The following is a 17800-nucleotide window of genomic DNA, read 5'->3' on the forward strand; positions in this document are numbered from 1 at the left end:
CCCGCCGGAATCCGGCCACGGGAAATATCCCGAAACTATGGGCGATCAGGCGATTTGCAACAACAGGCCTTTCAGATACTCGCCTTCCGGAAACGCGGTCAGCAGCGGATGGTCGACGCCCGCGCCGAGCCGCTTCAGGATGCGCGCGTCGATCCGCGCGTCGGAGGCGGCACTGGAGACGATTTTCTGGAACAGTTCGGCATCGATCGCGCCGGAGCACGAATAGGTGAAGAGCAGGCCGCCCGGCCGAAGCAGTTTCAGCCCGGTCAGGTTGATGTCCTTGTAGGCGCGCGCCGCGCGGTCCACATGTTCGCGCGACGGCGCGAATTTGGGCGGATCCAGCACGATCAGGTCGAAACGTTCGCCTTCGTCGTAAAGACGGCGTAGCGTCTTGAACGCGTCGGCATCGAGCCAGGTGGCGCGCGCAGCGTCGAAACCGTTAGCCGTCACGTTCTGCTGCGCAAGCGCGAGCGCCTCGCCGGACGAATCGATCGACACCACGCGCTGTGCGCCGCCCTTTAACGCGGCGAGCGAAAAGCCGCCGGTATAGCAGAAGCAGTTGAGCACGTCGCGACCCTGTGCAAACTGCTGCACGAGCGCGCGGTTGTCGCGCTGGTCGACGTAGAAACCCGTCTTGTGGCCGTTGCGTACGTCGACGTGATAGCGCACGCCGTTTTCCGTCGAGATCAGCGTGGCCGGCGGTTCGTCGCCGGCCAGCACGCCGGTTGTCTGTTCGAGGCCTTCCTTCTCGCGGATCGACACGTCGGAGCGTTCGTAGACGTTCGGACAACCCGTTGCATCTGTCAGCGCCGCGACGATCGCTTCCTTCCACGCCTCGACGCCCGCTGCCATGAACTGGCAGACGATCTGGCCGCGCTGTGTTTCATCGTCGGCGATGTAGTAGTCGACGACGAGACCGGGCAAACCGTCCGCCTCCCCGAAAATCAGCCGCACGGCGCCGGTGTTCTGCACCATCTTTTGACGATGTGCGAGCGCGCGCTGCACGCGGCGCCTGAAGAACGCGTGATCGACGGGCTCGGCCTCGTCGAAGCTCCAGACGCGCGCGCGGATCTGCGAGTGCGCGCTATACGCCGCGCGCGCCAGAAACCGGCCGTCGTGCGCCCGGACGATGACGGTCGCGCCCGAAGCCGGCTCACCGTCGACGCGATCGATCGCGTTCGCATAGACCCACGGATGGCGGCGCAGCAGCGACTTCTCTTTCGACGATTTCAGCGTGACGGTGATCATGATTTGACTTTGCGAGGGGCTATTGCGTGCGGGCGACCGGGCGGACGTCTGTGCCCTGGGCGCTGCGGGAAGATGCATTGATATGGCCGGCGCGCATCAATTCGGGCGCCGGAAAGAGTACGGCTAGTCGCGCTTTTTGGCGCGCGGATGCGCCTGATCGTAGACCCGCGCCAGATGCTGGAAATCGAGCGCCGTATAGACCTGCGTGGCGGTGATGCTCGCGTGCCCCAACAGTTCCTGCACCGCGCGCAGGTCGCCGCTCGACTGCAGCACGTGCGTGGCGAACGAGTGACGCAGCACGTGCGGATGCACGTTCGCGGGAATGCCCGCGAGCATCGCGGCACGCTTCACGCGATCGCGCACGACGTTCGGCGACATCCGGTTGCCGCGCGACGAGAGAAACAGCGGGTGCGGATCGTGTTTCACGAATTCATCGCGCACGGCGATCCAGGCGCGCAGCGCATCGAGCGCCTTCGCACCGACCGGCACGACGCGGCGCCGGTTGCCCTTGCCGAGCACTTCGACCTCGGTCGCGTCGAGCTTGAGCCAGCCTGCCGAGCGATAGCCGTCGCGGTCGGCGAACGCGATGTCCAGCCCGATCAGTTCCGAGAGCCGCAGCCCGGACGAGTAGAACAGTTCCAGCATCGCGTGATCGCGTAGCCCTTCGGCGGTGCTCGCGGGGGGCGCTTCCATCAGCGTGTGCGCGTCGTCGACGGAAAGCGCTTTCGGCAGGGTTTTCGCCTGCTTTGGCGCACGGATGGTAGCGACCGGATTCACCGGCAGATCGATCCGCCCGGCGAGCCAGCGATAGAACGCGCGCCACGACGAAAGACGATGACTGATCGAGCGCGCCGACAGGCCGCCCGCGTGCGCCCGCGCGACCGCGCCGCGAATATCGGTGGCGGTGAGCTGCTGGAGCGGGCGACCGTTCGCGAGCTTCTTCAGTTCGTCGAGTTCGTGTGCGTAGCCGCGCAGCGTGTGCTCCGACAGCCGCCGCTCATGCTCGAGGCTCGAGAGATAAGCGGCGACGGGATCGGCGGGATTCACGGTCTCTGGGTGCGAGGGGTGGACGCGGGCAGGCGTTTAGCGCGGCAACAGGCGGCTCAGCGCCGCGCTGGCGAGCGCGCCGATCTGCGTGAGGAAATCGGTTGCCATGCCGTCGTGAAAGCGCCGGGTATCCGGCGAGCCCATCACGAGCAGACCGAACGCGCTTGCATCGGCGTCGGCTTCCGGGTCGCGCAGCGCGAGCAGCGCGATGGAAGCGATGGATTGCGCCGGAGCGTCTTCGGCAGGAACGTTGTTCTCGTCCGGGACCGCCGTGAGCGCGGGTGCGAGCCATTGCGCGGCCTCGAAACCGGTGTTCGCGCCGCAATACGGCGTGGCCAGACTATTCGCGAAAATGCGGACTTCCTCGCCGACGTGGCGCGCGAATTCCGCGTGCGCGTACGGCTCGGAGACGTCCCACACGCGCAGCGCCGCCTGTGGCACGTCAAAGATGTCGCGCAGGCCGTCGGCGATCGTGCGCGGCAGCGCGTGCGGATCGCGTTCTGACATCACGCGCGTCGTCCAGCGGCTGAATCTGGCCGCGATGCTGTCGTTTTCGTGACCGTAGCGCAGCAGCTCGGCGAGCCGCCGTTCAAGGTGTTTGTTCTTGTCGCGCAGCATGTCCATCTGCCGTTCCTGCAGCGACACCGCTGCTTTCCCGTGTGGATTCGCCAGGCGGATGGTCGCGAGCATTTCCGCGTGTTCGGCGAAAAAATCAGGGTTGGCAAGCAGGTATTCGGCGACTTCGCGATCGTTCATGGTTTCGGCTTAAGGGATGCGCGGGGCGTGGAGTGGTTAATGATGGATTCTTGATGGATTTTGTTTGCAGCTAGCCGGCCAGCTCGATCTCGCCTTCGAACACGGTCGTGGCCGGGCCCGCCATCATGAGCGGCGCGGCCTCGTCCCGGGCGCCGTTCCATGTAATGGTCAGCGCGCCGCCATGGGTATGCACTGTGACGGGCGAATCGAGCAGCCCGCGACGGATGCCCGCCGCGACCGCCGCGCACGCGCCCGTGCCGCACGCGAGCGTTTCGCCCGCACCGCGCTCATGGACGCGCAGCCTGATTTCGTTGCGCGTGACGATCTGCATGAAACCGGCGTTCACCTTCTGCGGAAAGCGCGGATGCTTTTCGATCGCGGGGCCGTCGGTGCCGACGGCAAACGCCTCGACGTCGCCGACGATCTGCACCGCGTGCGGATTGCCCATCGATATAACCGAAATCTCACGCGTGGCGCCGTTCACGTCGAGCGGCCAGAGCGTGTCGCCGCCTTCACGGCGCCCTTCGAGGCCACCGGCATCGAACGGGACGCGCGCGGGCTCGAACACCGGCGCGCCCATATCGACGGACACGTCGCCGTTCTCCTGCATGGTGAGCGTGACAAGGCCGTTCTGTACCTGCACGCGCACGGTGTGTTTGTCGGTCAGATGCGCGTCGCGCACGAATTTGACGAAGCACCGCGCGCCGTTGCCGCAATGCTCGACCTCGCCGCCGTCGCAATTGAAGATGCGATAGCGAAAGTCGACACCTTCCACGGTGGGTCGTTCGACCAGCAGCAACTGGTCGGCACCGACGCCGAAATGACGGTCCGCGAGCGCGCGCACCTGTGCCGCCGTCAGCGAGACAGGTTGCGTGTAGCCGTCGAGCACGACGAAGTCATTGCCCGCGCCGTGCATTTTGGTGAATTTGAGTTTCATCCCACTATTGTAAGGGACGCGCGAGTATGCGCGTGGGTGCCGGTTACGACATTGGTCATCTGGCCAGGGTGCCACCAGATGCGCCGCGTTCAGTAAACGCTCGGGTCACCGGGCGGGCGCGTCTTGAAACGCTTGTGCACCCAGTAGTACTGCTCCGGCATGTTAGGGATCTGCTCCTCGAGAAACGCGTTCATGCGGCGTGCATCAAGGTCATCGTCGCCGGTGGGGTAGTTGTCCCACGGCTTGAATACGTTCAGCCGGTAACCCTTGTAGTTCGGCAGCACCTCGCCGATGAACGGCACCACCTGCGCGCGGCCCACTTTCGCGAGCCGGCCGACGGCGGTCAGTGTGCACGCCGGCACGCCAAAGAAGGGCACGAACGTCGAATTGCGCATGCCGTAATCCATGTCGGCGCCGAGCATCACGGGCTTGCGATCGCGCAGCCAGCGCAGCACGATGCGCGCGCTGTCGGCGCGGCTCGCCATTTCGGCGTCGAACCGGCTGCGCGCGGCCTTTGCCACGGCTTCGAATTCCGGATTCGACATCGGCTGATAGAGGGAGCCGCAGGTCCGATGCAGCGAATAGTTCAGGAAAATCGAGCCTGCCTCGATGCCGACGAAATGCAGGCCGAGAAAGAGCGTAGGCGGCAGATCGGGATCGTTCAGATCGATTGCGCTGTTCACCTGCACCAGCTTTTCCAGTTTTCGCGCCGAGCCGAACCACTGGACGCTACGTTCCAGATAACTGCGGATCGCGTGGCGAAAGTGCTTCCGCGCGACGTCTGCGCGGCGTTCGTCGCTCCATTCCGGGAAGCACAGCTTCAGATTGATATGAACAATGCGTTTGCGGTTACTCGGAATCTGATACAGCAGCCAGCCGAGGCCGTCACCGAGACGCGCGACGAAACCGTACGGCAGAAGCGCAAATAATTTCAGCAGCGCGATCCCGAATTTGGCCCCATAGCGGCTCAGCATGCGGCTTCCCCGTGTGGGGTGCAGCACGGAAGCGTCTTCAGGAAATCAGAAAAAAGGACGTAATACATCACGCGAGGTCGTTCTGTGACAATCTGAGGAAGTCGCTATAATAAGGGCTTCGCCGAGTTAATAGACAACTTGCGGGGCGAAGCTGACGGGTGCCAACACAGTGTTTGCGCGTCCGACGGTTTGTAAATCCGCTAAAGCGTCGCCGCTTCAGGCCTCCGGAGCTGGCTACGTGAAACTCAACCGTAACCACATAACAGGAGTCTGCAACGTGGCAAACGATTACTTCTTCACCTCCGAATCCGTTTCCGAGGGTCATCCGGACAAGGTCGCCGACCAGATTTCGGACGCGATTCTCGACGCTATCCTGGCACAGGACAAATATTCGCGTGTTGCAGCGGAAACGCTGTGCAACACCGGTCTCGTCGTGCTGGCCGGCGAAATCACCACGACGGCCAACGTCGACTACATCCAGGTCGCGCGCGAAACGATCAAGCGCATCGGCTACGACAACACCGATTACGGCATCGACTACCGCGGTTGCGCGGTGCTCGTCGCGTACGACAAGCAGTCGCCGGACATCGCCCAGGGCGTGGACCGCGCGCACGACAACAACCTCGATCAGGGCGCGGGCGACCAGGGCCTGATGTTCGGTTACGCGTGCGACGAAACGCCGGAACTGATGCCGCTGCCGATCCACCTGTCGCATCGTCTGGTCGAACGCCAGGCCAATCTGCGCCGCGACGGCCGTCTGCCGTGGCTGCGTCCGGACGCGAAGTCGCAGGTCACGGTGCGCTACGTCGACGGCAAGCCGCATGCCATCGACACCGTCGTGCTGTCCACGCAGCATTCGCCGGACATCGAACTGTCGACGCTGCGCGAAGCCGTGATCGAGGAAATCATCAAGCCGACACTGCCCGCCGAGCTGATCAAGGGCGACATCAAGTTCCTCGTGAACCCGACTGGCCGGTTCGTGATCGGCGGCCCGCAAGGCGACTGCGGCCTGACCGGCCGCAAGATCATCGTCGACACGTACGGCGGCGCGGCACCGCACGGCGGCGGCGCGTTCTCGGGCAAGGATCCTTCGAAGGTCGACCGTTCGGCGGCTTATGCCGGCCGTTATGTCGCGAAGAACATCGTCGCGGCGGGCCTGGCTTCGCGCTGCCTGATTCAGGTGTCGTACGCCATCGGTGTGGCGCAGCCGACTTCGGTGATGGTCAACACGTTCGGCACGGGCCGCGTGTCGGATGCAACGATCACGCGTCTGGTCCTGGAACACTTCGACCTGCGTCCGAAGGGCATCGTCCAGATGCTCGACCTGCTGCGCCCGATCTACGAGAAAACCGCTGCTTACGGTCACTTCGGCCGCGAAGAGCCGGAATTCTCGTGGGAATCGGCCGACAAGGCGCTCGCGCTCGCGGAAGCGGCCGGCACCGAACCGGTTGCCGCACTGGCCTGATCCTGGTCCTGCACGCGAAGTTTGTGTTCTACACAGAAAAACCCCGCCGGCCTGCGCCGCGCGGGGTTTTTTATTGCAAATCCGGAAAATTGTGCTGCGGCGGTCTGGCCTTGCGCCAGCCGGGCTCAACGCCCGGCCACAGCCTTTGATTCAATGCGTCGCAAACGTAAACCAGCCCGTGCTCGTGACCGACACGCGACGCGGGCGACGGCTCGTGCTTCGAACCACCGCGGCCGGACGCGCGTTCAGCGTGCGCAGGGTCGTCGGCTTGCGCAGCAGCGTGCGCAGCGAGAAACGATGTGAACCGCTACTTACGCGAAGCGCCGCGAAAAACGAGTGAAACCACATGCGAAGACTGTCGACGGGCTTCGCGTCGCGCCATTGCCCGGCGAGTGCGCGCGTACGCGCTGAATGATGACGCAACGCACGCATGACGTGGCGGCGCGCGGGACGCGCAGCCTTCAACGCGGCGCGGGTAAGACTGGTGCTCGATAAGGTGTGCATGGTTTCAGTCAGAAAAATAGGGCATCGGACAAGCGATGGCAGGTGCGTTGAACGAAGCACCAAACAGGCCAGCGGGGTCGATGGAGAAACCGGGAAATGCGTGGATCGATGCCGCGGCAGCCGTCACAGGCCGCGCGCGCACCGCAGAGGCGGGATGGGCAATCAACATGCATGCAGGCTACACGCGATTCATGACGCCAGGAAGTCGGGTTTTTCCCCTTGAGAGTGCGGAAAATGCAGGTCATAACCCTGTTGCAAACACGGGCCATGAACTGCAATCGCGCGCCCGTGACCGTTTTTCGTGCGGGGCTGCCCCTCGGATGTGCGATACGTCAAGGTAGCCGTTTGCGCGGTCGCCGATCGCGCGCGCAGCAGGATCGGGTACGTTTTACAATCCGGTATTAGCCAGCCGAACCGGAATGTCTCCATGTCAGTACAGTCGCATCCTTCGCTTCATTCGAAAAAGGAACAGGTACAGGTGCTGCGCGAACGCGGCTTCGTGGTCGTGCCCGGCCTGCTTTCGCCAGAGCGCTGCGCGCAGATGAAGCAGGTGGCGCAGCGGCAGTTGCAGGAGGCCGCCGCGCCGCTCGAATTCGAGGCGGATCTGCGCTATCCGGGCGCGCCCGAATCGAAGCATGCGCCTGGCGGACACACCGTGCGGCGCCTGCTCGATGCTTACCAGCGCGATCCGCTCTTTCGCGAATGGGCGACCGCGCCGGAAATTCGTGGCTGGATGGAACTGTATTTCGGCGAGGAGCCGCGCCTGTCGCGCGCGCATCACAACTGCATGATGACGAAGCACCCCGCGTACGGCAGCCTGACGGGCTGGCATCGCGACGTGCGGTACTGGTCGTTCGAGCGGGATGACCTGGTGTCGGTGTGGGTCGCGCTCGGACCCGAAACGGTCGACAACGGCGCGCTCTGGTTTGTGCCGCTGTCGCACACCGCGCCGTTCACGTCGGAGCGCTTCGATCAGGCGAAATTTTTCCGCTCCGACCTGCCCGAAAATCAGGCGCTGATCCAGACGGCGATCTCGCCGGAACTGCAGGCCGGCGACGTCGTGTTCTTCCACTGCAACACGCTGCATTCCGCCGGCAAGAATATCAGCGACGACGTGAAATTTTCGCTCGTGTTCACGTATCACGGCGCGAGCAATGTGCCGCTGCCCGGGTCGCGGTCGGCGTCGATTCCGGAAGTCGCGTTCTGAAGCTCGACCGGCGATCTTCAACCGGTAACCGCAAACGATGAGCGGTGTTTCAATCGTCAATCGCCGCTCATCGCGCGCGGATCTAGCGCTTGCCCGACACGACGAGACCGGTGAGCCCGGCAAGTGTCGCGACCACGCCGCCTGCGATCAGAAAGATCGTCTTGTTTGTCGGTGCGCCCGTGAAGACGCGCGAGACATCGTTGCTGAACGAGTGGAACGACTGGCCACCGAAGTAAAGCAGCACCACGCCGCCAACGATCAACGCAAACGAGATCGCTCTGGTCATGAAAATCCCTCATCGTTAAACATGGTCGCCGCAGTTTAGGCGAGCGACGTGGCAACGTCCATCCTTCGTCCCGCAGTGTGGGGCGATGCAGTCGACGCCCCGATTGGCTACCATACACAGTTCAGCACGCCTTTTCAGCCTCTATCAGGGAATTCCAGCGATGGCTTACGAAGCAGCATCAGAACGCTATTCGGACATGCAATACCGCGTCTGCGGCAAGTCGGGGCTCAAGCTGCCGGCGCTGTCGCTCGGCCTGTGGCACAACTTCGGCGATACGACGCCTTTCTCGACGCAACGCGACATCCTGCGCACCGCGTTCGATCTCGGCATCACGCACTTCGATCTGGCGAACAATTACGGGCCGCCGTACGGTAGCGCGGAAACGAATTTCGGCCGCCATTTCAAGGACGATTTCAAGCCGTACCGCGACGAACTGCTGATCTCGTCGAAGGCGGGCTGGGACATGTGGCCGGGTCCGTACGGTCAGGGCGGCGGCTCGCGCAAGTACGTGCTCGCGAGTCTCGATCAGAGCCTGCAGCGCATGGGCCTCGATTACGTCGACATTTTCTATTCGCATCGTTTCGACGCCGACACGCCGCTCGAGGAAACCGCCGGTGCGCTCGCTACTGCGGTGCAACAGGGCAAGGCGCTGTACATCGGCATTTCGTCGTATTCGCCGGCAAAAACGCGTGAAATGGCGAAGCTGCTCAGCGAATACAAGGTGCCGCTGCTGATCCACCAGCCGGCGTACAACATGCTGAACCGCTGGGTCGAGCATGAACTGCTCGACACGCTCGATGGCATCGGCGCCGGCAGTATCGCGTTCACGCCGCTCGCGCAAGGTCTTCTGACCGGCAAGTATCTGAACGGCGTGCCGCAGGACGCACGCGTCAACAAGGCGGGTGGCGGTTCGCTCAAGCAGGAGCATCTGAGCGCGCAAAACATGGAGCACGTGCGCAAGCTCAACGAAATCGCGCAACGCCGCGGCCAGAGCCTCGCGCAGATGGCGCTTGCCTGGACGCTGCGCGGTGGCCGCGTGACGTCGGCACTGATCGGCGCGAGCAAGCCGGAGCAGGTGCGCGAGAATGCCGGTGCGTTGAAGAACCTTGAGTTTTCGAAGGAAGAACTGGCTGAAATCGATCGTTACGCGACCGAAGGCGGCGTCAACCTGTGGGAAAAGCCGTCGACCGATCAGCACGTCTGACCGGCTGCGCGGCCCTCGCGTTTGATCGCGCAGGTGTATCCGGAAAGCCGCCGCAAGGCGGCTTTTTCACGTGTGCTTCACGCGCGCTTCACGTATGCGGAGCGCCTGCCCCGGCGATCCGCGTGATCGGGTAGCTAGACCAGTGCGGGTAGGCCTTCGACCAGCAACACCGCAACGACCACGCCGAGTAGCGCGCCCAGCACGCGCAACACGTTATGCCTGAACTCGGTTGCACACGGGCACGCGCCAAGAAAGAGCGCGCCGGCTAGCGCCATCGGAATGACCAGAATGAAATCACCGATCGTGAAATAGGTCGTCATGCCCGTCTCCTTATGTGTTGCTGCATATTTCTGCGCGAGGCCCGCTGTAGTTGTAATGAAAGCGGAGCAACCGCGTGATTTGAGTATAGGCGACGGTTTGACGGACAGCGCCGTGATGCGGCGCCGCAGCGCCGCGTTTCGCATAGCCGGAGCCGCGCCAGGTGGGGCCCGACGCGATCTGGCACCTGTTTGAAGCGGTCACGAAAAAGTGTGACGGTGCCTTGCAACGACCTTTCGATGCGCGCTGCGGATCATGGTTTACGCGAGGCCTTGCCGTTCGCGCGCGCGCAGCCACCACGCCCCCGCGATGCCGCACAGCAACAGCAACGTGACGAGCGAAACCACGCCGTTCCAGCCGTGCTTCGCCCACACGTGTCCGCCGTACGAACCCACGATGCTTGATCCGAGGTAATACGCGAGCAGATAGAGCGCGGCGGCCTGGCCTTTCGCCGTTTTCGCCATCCGGCCGACCCAGCCGCTTGCCACTGCGTGTCCGGCGAAAAAGCCGAACGTCAGGCACGCGATGCCGGCCGCGATCGCCAGGATCGGTTGCAGCATCGTCAACGCCACGCCGCTCAGCATGAGCACGAGGCTTGCTATCAGCACGCGTGCCCGGCCGAACGTATCGGCCATGCGTCCCGACCACGGCGAGGCGACCACGCCGGTGAGATACACGACGAAAATCGAGCTGATTTCGGCCTGGCTCAGCAGGTACGGCGGCGCGAGCAGCCGGTAGCCGATGTAGTTGTACAACGTGACGAAACTGCCCATCAGCACGAACGCCATCAGGAACACGACCGGCAGTCCGGCGGTCGTGAAATGCTTCGCGAGCGCGGCTCGATGATGCGAAAAACCCAGCCCGCGACGAGGCACGAAATGGCGCGACGGCGGCAGCAGCGTGCGAAACGCGAGCATCGCCAGCAGGCCGAGCACGCCGATGACGGCAATCGACACACGCCAGCCGAACAGGTTCGCGACGACGCCCGTGATCACGCGCCCCGCCATGCCGCCGATCGCCGTGCCGCCCACGTACAGTCCCATCGCGAGGCCGAGGCCCTCGGGATGCACTTCCTCGGCGAGATAAGCCATCGCGACGGCCGGCACGCCGCCGAGCGCGAGCCCTTCGAGCGCGCGCAGCACCAGCAGCTGATGCCATTGCGGCGCGAAAGCCGCCGCGAGCGTGAGCACCGACGACGCCGTGAGCGACGCCGTCATCAGACGATGACGGCTCCAGCCTTCCGACACAAAGCCCGCGACGAAAATCGCGAACGCGAGCGTGGCCGTCGTGAGTGAGAGCGAGAAGCTGCTTTGCGCGGGGCTGACGCCGAACGCCGTCGAGAACGCGGGCAGGAGCGGCTGCACGCAATAGAGCAGTGAGAACGTCGCGTAGCCGGCGAACAGCAGCGCGAGACTTGCACGCCAGTAGGTGCGCGTGCCGCGCTCCAGGTACGGAATGCCGGAAGCGTCGTCCGGCGCATGACCCGAAGCAGTTGAAGAAACCGCCGGATCAGGCAGCCGGTCAGGTTTCTGTGAAGCGTTCACGAAGCGGTCTCCCGGAAAAGCAAAGACCTCAACGATACGCCGGTCACGCGTGAGAGGTGGCCGGCGCGGGCAATCGATGGCGTTCCCGCGGCTGCGCGAAACGCGCGCCGCGCACCGGATTCGATGCAACGCAACGCAACGCCGCTCGCCACGCGTACCGCGCGCGTCGCTATCCGCGCGTTGCCGGCGCGCTGGACACCGCACCGGTCGATGTGCCCGAAGGTGCATCGGGATGCACGATCTGCTCGTCGGTGGGCAGTTGCGACGCGTCCCAGCCGCCGCCGAGCGCCTTGATCAGCGCGACGCTCGAGGCCATCCGGCGGCGCGCGATGGCGACCGACTGGCGTTCGTTCGACAGCGCCGTGGTCTGCGCGACGACGACATCGAGATAGGTGATCGCGCCGTTTTTGTAGCGGTCCGAGATCACCGCGAGCGCGCGCTCCGCAGCCGTCACGGCATCGTTCTGCGCGAGCGCTTCCTGTTCGAGCACGCGCAATGCGGCGAGATTGTCCTCGACGTCGCCGAACGCGCTGAGCACGGTCTGACGATAGTTCGCGACGCTTTCGTCGTAGTGCGCCTGCGCCTCTGCCTTCACGGCCGCGCGTCCGCCGAAGTCGAGCAGCGTGCCCGCAAGCGTCGGCCCGAGCGACCAGAAGCGCGAGGGCGCCAGCAGCCACGAGCTGACGTTCGTCGCTTCGAGACCGCCGGTGACGGACAGCACCAGGTCCGGAAAGAATGCCGCGGTCGCAACGCCGATCTGCGCGTTCGTCGCGGCCATCTGGCGTTCCGCGGAAGCGATGTCGGGCCGCCGTTCGAGCAGCGCCGACGGCACGCCAGCCGGCGCCACGACCGGCACCGCAACGAGCGGCGCGACGGGCAGCGAGAACGTCGACGGACTCTGGCCCGTCAGGATCGCGATCGCGTGCTCGAGTTGCGTGCGCTGCACGTCGAGATCGATCGCCTGCGCCTGGGTGGTTCGCAGCTGGGTTTCCGCCTGCGCGACATCGGCGTCGGTGGCGATGCCGCCCGCCCGGCGATGCTGCGTCAGGTCGAGCGCATCGCGATATGCCTTGATCGTGTTGTCGAGCAGCTGATGCTCCTGATCGATACCGCGCAGCTCGAAGTAGTCGGTGGCGAGTTCGGCCTGCATCGACAGAAGCGCGGACTGCGCATCGGCGGCGCTCGCCTGCGCGCCCGCTTTCGCGCCTTCGACGCTGCGCGAGATGCGACCCCACAGATCGGGTTCCCACGATGCATCCGCCTGCACGAGGTAGTCGTTGAGCGTGAGGCCGGCGGTCGATTTGTGCAGCACGTTGGCCGACGAACGCGCGCGCGAATAGTCGCCGGATGCGGTCACGGACGGAAAGAAGCTGGAGCGGAACTGCGCGACCGTGGCGCGGGCCGCGCGAAAGCGCGCCTGCGCGGCCTGCACGTCCTGGTTTTCGGTGGCGACGCGCGTTTCGAGCGCGTTTAGCGCCGGGTCGCCGTAGACTTCCCACCACGCGCCGCGCGTGCCGAGGTCGGCGGGTTGCGCGGGCTTCCAGCCGGTGCCTTCGAGTTCCTTGTATGTCGCGGCGGTGGTCGAGGTCGGTTTGACGTAGTCCGGACCCACGACGCAGCCCGCAAGCATCGATGCCGCTGCAATCGCTGCCAGCGAAAGACGCAGCCCGCGCCGGTGAGACGAACGATGAAGTCGCATGTTCACTGCCCGGCCTGCCCTGACGAAGCGCCTTGCGCACTGGCCGTCGCCGTGGCGGACGCGCCCGCTGCGCCGCCTGCGCCATTGGGCCCGCCTGCGTTCTTCCGCTCGACGATGCGCACGGGTGCGCCGTTGACGATCGAATCCTGCGGATTGAGGATCACCTGCTCATCGCCCTGCAAACCCGATGCAACGGCCACGCGCGTGCCGAAGTCCGTCCCGAGGGAAACGGTCACCAGCTTGACGTGGTTGTCGGGCGTCACGGTGGCGACTTTCACGCCATCCGGCCGGAACAGGAACGCGTTGCCCGGCAGCGTGAACCGCGCGGCGCCCGTGCCGAGCGCGAAGTGCACCTGCGCATATGCGCCCGGCAGCAGATCGCCGTCGTGATTGTCGACATCGACTTCGACGAGCATCGTTCGCTGTGTCGCATCGACGGATCCAGCCGTGCGCGCGACCTTGCCTGGATAGTGTTTCGCGGGCGTTTCCGTGAGCGTGAGGTATGCGTTCTGCTGCGCATGGATCTGCTGCGCGTAAGCCTGCGGCACGTTGACGTACACCCGCAGCCGGTCCGCCTGCGCGACGTGGAACAGCTCTTTCGCCGGACCGCCCGAGCTGCCTGCATCGATCAGCGCGCCGACGTCGACGTTACGCGCCGTCACGATGCCGTCGAACGGTGCGAAGACCTTCTGGAACGACTGCGTCTTTTCGAGCCGCGCGACGTTGAAACGCGCCGCGTCGAGCGTCGCTTTCTTCGCGAGCATGTCGCCGACTTTCTCGTCGGTTTCCTGCTTCGAGACCGAGTTGCTTTTCAGCATGTCGGTCCAGCGGTCGGCGGTCGTTTTCGACAACGCGAAATTTGCCTGCGCATTGGCAAGATCGGCGCGCGCCGCGCGCAACTGGTCGTCGACTTCCGGTGTGTCGATCTCGGCGAGCAGCTGGCCGGCCTTCACGTGCGCGCCGATGTCGGCGTACCACTTGCGCAGATAACCGTTCGTGCGCGCGTAGATCGGCGTGTCGAGAAACGCCTGCACGTTGCCCGGCAGCACGAGATCGAGCGCCGCATCCGACTTTTGCGGATGCACGACCTGGACGCTCGTCTGGCTCGCGTGAACCGCATCGCGTTCGAGCGCGGCGTGCGCGCTGCGACGCGACCAGATGCCCTGCGCCGCGAGCACCAGCACGACGACGATCGCCACCACGACGGGCCAGCGCTTGCGCTTCGGCATCGCCGTTGCTTTAGCCTTCAGGAGGTGCGCGTCGTCGTGACGCTCCGGACCTTTGCCTTCCATCAATGCCCCACATCAGGATGTTTTTGAACCACGTTTTCCGACGCGCGTAGACGTCGCGCCGAGAGCTGTCTATAGATCAGCGAGAACACCACCGGCACGAAAATCAGCGTCGCGAGCGTGCCGACCGCGAGACCGCCGATCACCGCCCGGCCGAGCGGCGCGTTCTGCTCGCCGCCTTCGCCGAGGCCGATCGCCATCGGCACCATGCCGATCACCATCGCGAGCGCGGTCATCAGCACAGGACGGAATCGCGTGAAGCCCGCTTCGATGGCGGCGCGTGTCGCGTCGCCGTGTTCGAGCAGCTGTTCGCGGGCGAAGCTGATCACCAGGATCGAGTTGGCCGTCGCGATGCCGATACACATGATCGCGCCGGTGAGCGCGGGAATCGACAGCGTGGTGTGCGTGAGAAACAGCATCCACACGATGCCCGCGAGCGCGCCCGGCAACGCGGTGATGATGATGAACGGATCGAGCCACGACTGGAAGTTCACCACGATCAGCAGATACACCAGCACGATCGCGAACACGAGACCGGCGAAGAGGCCGGAGAACGAATCGTTCATCGTCTGCACCTGGCCGCGCAGCTTGATCGTCGAGCTCTTCGGCATGTCTGCTTTCGAGTCGGCGATGATCTTCGAAATGTCGTCGGAGACGCCGCCGAGATCGCGGCCGTCGGCGGTGCCGTAGATGTCGATCGTCGTTTGCGCGTTGTAGTGGTTGATGACGGCGTTGCCCGCTTCGCGGTGCATCGTCGCCAGCGAGCCGAGGATGTTGCTCTTGCCGTTCGCGTTGAGCGGAATATTCGCGAGCGCCTGCAGCGAATCGATCGTGTATTGCGGCGCTTCCGTGATCACGTTGTAGCTGACGCCGTTCAGCGGATTGAGCCAGAACGTCGGCGTCGTCTGCTGGCTGCCCGATAGCGTGATCAGCAGGTTGCTCGCCACGTCCTTCTGCGTGAAGCCGGCCTGCTGCGCGCGCGTGCGATCGACGTCGATGAAAATGCGCGGCAGGTCGGAGGGCTGCTGGATTCGGGCGTCGGCAAACCCGGGCACGGTGCGCAGGCGGTCGAGCAGGCGCGCGGCGAACGCACGGTTACCCTGCACGTCGCGCCCGACGATCTGGATATCGATCGGCGACGGCATGCCGAAGTTGAGCGTCTGGCTCACGATATCCGCGGGCAGGAACGCGAACTGCACGCCGGGAAATTCGTCGCTGAGCGTGCGGCGCAGGAGGCGGACGTAACCGGCGGTCGGATGATGATCGGCGTTCAGCGTGATGAGCACGTCGGCGTCGGACGAGCCGATCGTGCCCGTGTTGCTGTACGACAGGTTGATACCCGACACCGGCAGGCCGATGTTGTCGATGATCGAATGCAGTTCGGCAGGCGGAATCAGCTGACGAATCCGTTTGTCGACGCGATCCGTGACGACCGCCGTTTCCTCGACCCGCATGCCGGTTTTCGCGCGCAGATGGAGCGCGATCGTGCCGGCGTCGACCTGCGGGAAGAAGTCGCGGCCGAGAAACGGCATCAGCAGCATCGACGCGCCGCAGCACGCCAGAAACGCAATGACGAACACGCCTGGTTTCGCCACGCGCGCTTCCAGAAACACGCGATAGCGGTTGCGTACGTTCTCGAAGCCGCGCTCGAACGCGAGATGCGCGCGCATGAACGGATTGTGCGTCGTTTCGCTTACGTGCAGGTCTTCCTTGCGATGGTGATTGCGCAGCAGGTATTTCGCGAGGGTCGGCACGAGCGTGCGCGAAAAGAAGTACGACGCGAGCATCGCGAAGACGACGGCTTCGGCAAGCGGAACGAACAGATAATGCGCGACGCCCGTCAACAGGAACATCGGCACGAACACGATACAGATCGCCAGCGTCGACACCAGCGTGGGGATCGCGATCTGATGCGCGCCATCGAGAATCGCCTGCTCGAGATTCTTGCCCTGCTCCAGCTGATGGCTGATGTTTTCGATCGCGACGGTCGCGTCGTCGACCAGAATCCCGACCGCGAGCGCGAGCCCGCCGAGCGTCATGATGTTGATCGTTTCGCCGAGCGCGGACAGCGCGATGATCGACGTGATCATCGAAAGCGGAATCGACACGGCGATGATCAGCGTCGCGCGCCAGTTGCCGAGAAAGAGCAGGATCATCAGGGCGGTGAGGCCGGCGGCGATCAGCGCTTCGCGCAGCACGCCCTGCACCGAGGCGCGCACGAACAGCGACTGGTCAGCGACAGGATCGATGTTGAGCGACTCGGGCACGAGATTGCGCAGCGTCGGCATCATGTCCTTGATGCGCTGGACGATTTCGAGTGTCGACGTATTGCCGCTCTTGTTGATCGTGAGGAGCGATGCGCGCTGGCCGTTCACGCGCACGATGTTCGTCTGCGGCTGGAAGCCGTCGCGCACGTGCGCGACATCGCGGATATAAACGGTGCCGTTCGCGGTGGACTTGATCGGAATGTTGTTCAGGCCGGCGAGCGAATCGGGGCTCGCGTTCATCGTCACCGAATATTCAGTCGAACCGATTTTCGCGGTACCCGAGGGCAGGATCAGGTTTTGCGCGGTAATCGCGTTCACCACGTCCATCGGCGACAGGTTGCGCTCCTGGAGCTTGCGCGAATCGATGTCCACCATGATCTGGCGCTGCTTGCCGCCGTACGGCAGCGGCGCCGACGCGCCGGGTATGGTCGCGAGCTGCGTCTTCAGGAAGTTATTGCCGAAGTCGAACAGCTCCTGCTCGGTAAGCGTCGGCGACGACAGCGCGAGGCGCAGGATCGGCACTGTCGACGCGTTGTAGCGCAGGATGAACGGCGGCGTGATGCCCGGCGGCAGCGAGCGCACCTGCGACTGCGACAGTGCGGTGACTTCCGCGAGTGCCTCGTCGATATTCGCATGTGGCTGGAAGAAGATCTTGACGACAGCGATGCCGTTCAGCGAGGTCGATTCGACGTGCTCGATGTCGTTCACCGCCACCGAAAGCCCGCGCTCGTAGTTGAGCACGATGCGCTTTTCCATCTCGTCGGCGGGCAGGCCGTTGTACGACCAGATCACCGACAGCACCGGAATGTCGATGTTCGGGAAGATATCCGTCGGCGTGCGCATGATCGTCAACGGTCCGACGATCAGCAGCAGCAGGGCGAGGACGATAAAGGTGTACGGGCGCCGTAGCGCGAGTCGAACAATCCACATTGAACGGCGCGGGTCTGGGCTGGTCGGTTGAAAGCCGGGCTGGCTGCGCCGCGTGCACGGCCTGCGTTGCGCGAACGATGGCCGCGCCCGGCATGCGCGACAGCAATATAACGCGTATCGTAGTC

15 protein-coding genes are annotated in these 17800 nt (G+C 64.3%); 3 read left to right on the top strand and 12 right to left on the bottom strand.

What is annotated here, in order from left to right:
* Window positions 1-45: 45 nt before the first annotated feature.
* From LPA34_RS16745 to LPA34_RS16765, 5 genes are all read right to left on the bottom strand, one after another.
* Window positions 46-1248 carry a class I SAM-dependent rRNA methyltransferase gene (locus LPA34_RS16745; RefSeq protein WP_228980105.1) on the bottom strand — a complete coding sequence of 401 codons (1203 nt, stop codon included), beginning with the start codon at window positions 1246-1248 and terminating at the stop codon, window positions 46-48.
* A 123-nt stretch (window positions 1249-1371) separates the two neighbouring features.
* Window positions 1372-2295: a tyrosine recombinase XerC gene (gene xerC, locus LPA34_RS16750; RefSeq protein WP_228980108.1), complete on the bottom strand. Its 924-nt coding sequence runs from the start codon at window positions 2293-2295 to the stop codon at window positions 1372-1374.
* A gap of 36 nt (window positions 2296-2331) precedes the next feature.
* Window positions 2332-3051 (bottom strand): DUF484 family protein, encoded by a 720-nt coding sequence (locus LPA34_RS16755; RefSeq protein WP_228980111.1) that lies wholly within the window; start codon window positions 3049-3051, stop codon window positions 2332-2334.
* A 70-nt stretch (window positions 3052-3121) separates the two neighbouring features.
* A complete protein-coding gene (gene dapF, locus LPA34_RS16760; RefSeq protein ID WP_228980113.1) occupies window positions 3122-3988 on the bottom strand; it encodes a diaminopimelate epimerase in 867 nt (288 codons plus the stop codon).
* A gap of 89 nt (window positions 3989-4077) precedes the next feature.
* Window positions 4078-4962 carry a lipid A biosynthesis lauroyl acyltransferase gene (locus LPA34_RS16765; RefSeq protein ID WP_228980115.1) on the bottom strand — a complete coding sequence of 295 codons (885 nt, stop codon included), beginning with the start codon at window positions 4960-4962 and terminating at the stop codon, window positions 4078-4080.
* Between the two features lie 277 nt (window positions 4963-5239).
* On the opposite strand from LPA34_RS16765, the gene metK reads away from it, so the two are divergent.
* Window positions 5240-6427 (top strand): methionine adenosyltransferase, encoded by a 1188-nt coding sequence (metK, locus tag LPA34_RS16770; RefSeq protein WP_228980117.1) that lies wholly within the window; start codon window positions 5240-5242, stop codon window positions 6425-6427.
* Window positions 6428-6577: 150 nt separating this feature from the next.
* Here metK and LPA34_RS16775 read toward each other — a convergent pair whose 3' ends face one another.
* Window positions 6578-6931, bottom strand: a complete 354-nt coding sequence (locus LPA34_RS16775) for a hypothetical protein (protein ID WP_228980120.1) — start codon at window positions 6929-6931, stop codon at window positions 6578-6580.
* 427 nt (window positions 6932-7358) lie between these two features.
* Here LPA34_RS16775 and LPA34_RS16780 point away from each other — a divergent pair, with 427 nt between their 5' ends.
* Complete coding sequence (locus LPA34_RS16780; RefSeq protein ID WP_228980122.1) at window positions 7359-8138, top strand: phytanoyl-CoA dioxygenase family protein; 780 nt, start codon at window positions 7359-7361, stop codon at window positions 8136-8138.
* An 82-nt stretch (window positions 8139-8220) separates the two neighbouring features.
* Here LPA34_RS16780 and LPA34_RS16785 read toward each other — a convergent pair whose 3' ends face one another.
* Window positions 8221-8424 carry a DUF3185 family protein gene (locus tag LPA34_RS16785; protein WP_228980123.1) on the bottom strand — a complete coding sequence of 68 codons (204 nt, stop codon included), beginning with the start codon at window positions 8422-8424 and terminating at the stop codon, window positions 8221-8223.
* A 160-nt stretch (window positions 8425-8584) separates the two neighbouring features.
* On the opposite strand from LPA34_RS16785, the gene mgrA reads away from it, so the two are divergent.
* Complete coding sequence (gene mgrA, locus LPA34_RS16790; protein ID WP_228980124.1) at window positions 8585-9628, top strand: L-glyceraldehyde 3-phosphate reductase; 1044 nt, start codon at window positions 8585-8587, stop codon at window positions 9626-9628.
* 134 nt (window positions 9629-9762) lie between these two features.
* On the opposite strand, the gene LPA34_RS16795 is transcribed toward mgrA, so the two are convergent.
* The 5 genes from LPA34_RS16795 to LPA34_RS16815 form a co-directional block, all read right to left on the bottom strand.
* Window positions 9763-9948 carry a hypothetical protein gene (locus LPA34_RS16795; RefSeq protein ID WP_090534779.1) on the bottom strand — a complete coding sequence of 62 codons (186 nt, stop codon included), beginning with the start codon at window positions 9946-9948 and terminating at the stop codon, window positions 9763-9765.
* A gap of 258 nt (window positions 9949-10206) precedes the next feature.
* Window positions 10207-11490, bottom strand: coding sequence for an MFS transporter (locus tag LPA34_RS16800; RefSeq protein ID WP_458796459.1), 1284 nt, complete (start codon window positions 11488-11490; stop codon window positions 10207-10209).
* Window positions 11491-11659: 169 nt separating this feature from the next.
* The gene (locus LPA34_RS16805; protein ID WP_411179004.1) at window positions 11660-13120 is read right to left on the bottom strand and encodes an efflux transporter outer membrane subunit; all 1461 of its coding nucleotides are present in this window, start codon (window positions 13118-13120) and stop codon (window positions 11660-11662) included.
* Between the two features lie 71 nt (window positions 13121-13191).
* The gene (locus tag LPA34_RS16810) at window positions 13192-14481 is read right to left on the bottom strand and encodes an efflux RND transporter periplasmic adaptor subunit (protein ID WP_407672588.1); all 1290 of its coding nucleotides are present in this window, start codon (window positions 14479-14481) and stop codon (window positions 13192-13194) included.
* Window positions 14481-17675, bottom strand: a complete 3195-nt coding sequence (locus LPA34_RS16815) for an efflux RND transporter permease subunit (protein WP_228980127.1) — start codon at window positions 17673-17675, stop codon at window positions 14481-14483. The genes LPA34_RS16810 and LPA34_RS16815 overlap by 1 nt, the downstream gene beginning before the upstream one ends.
* Window positions 17676-17800: the final 125 nt, after the last annotated feature.

This window comes from Paraburkholderia gardini (assembly GCF_907164575.1).
GTDB classification, from domain to species: Bacteria; Pseudomonadota; Gammaproteobacteria; order Burkholderiales; family Burkholderiaceae; genus Paraburkholderia; species Paraburkholderia gardini.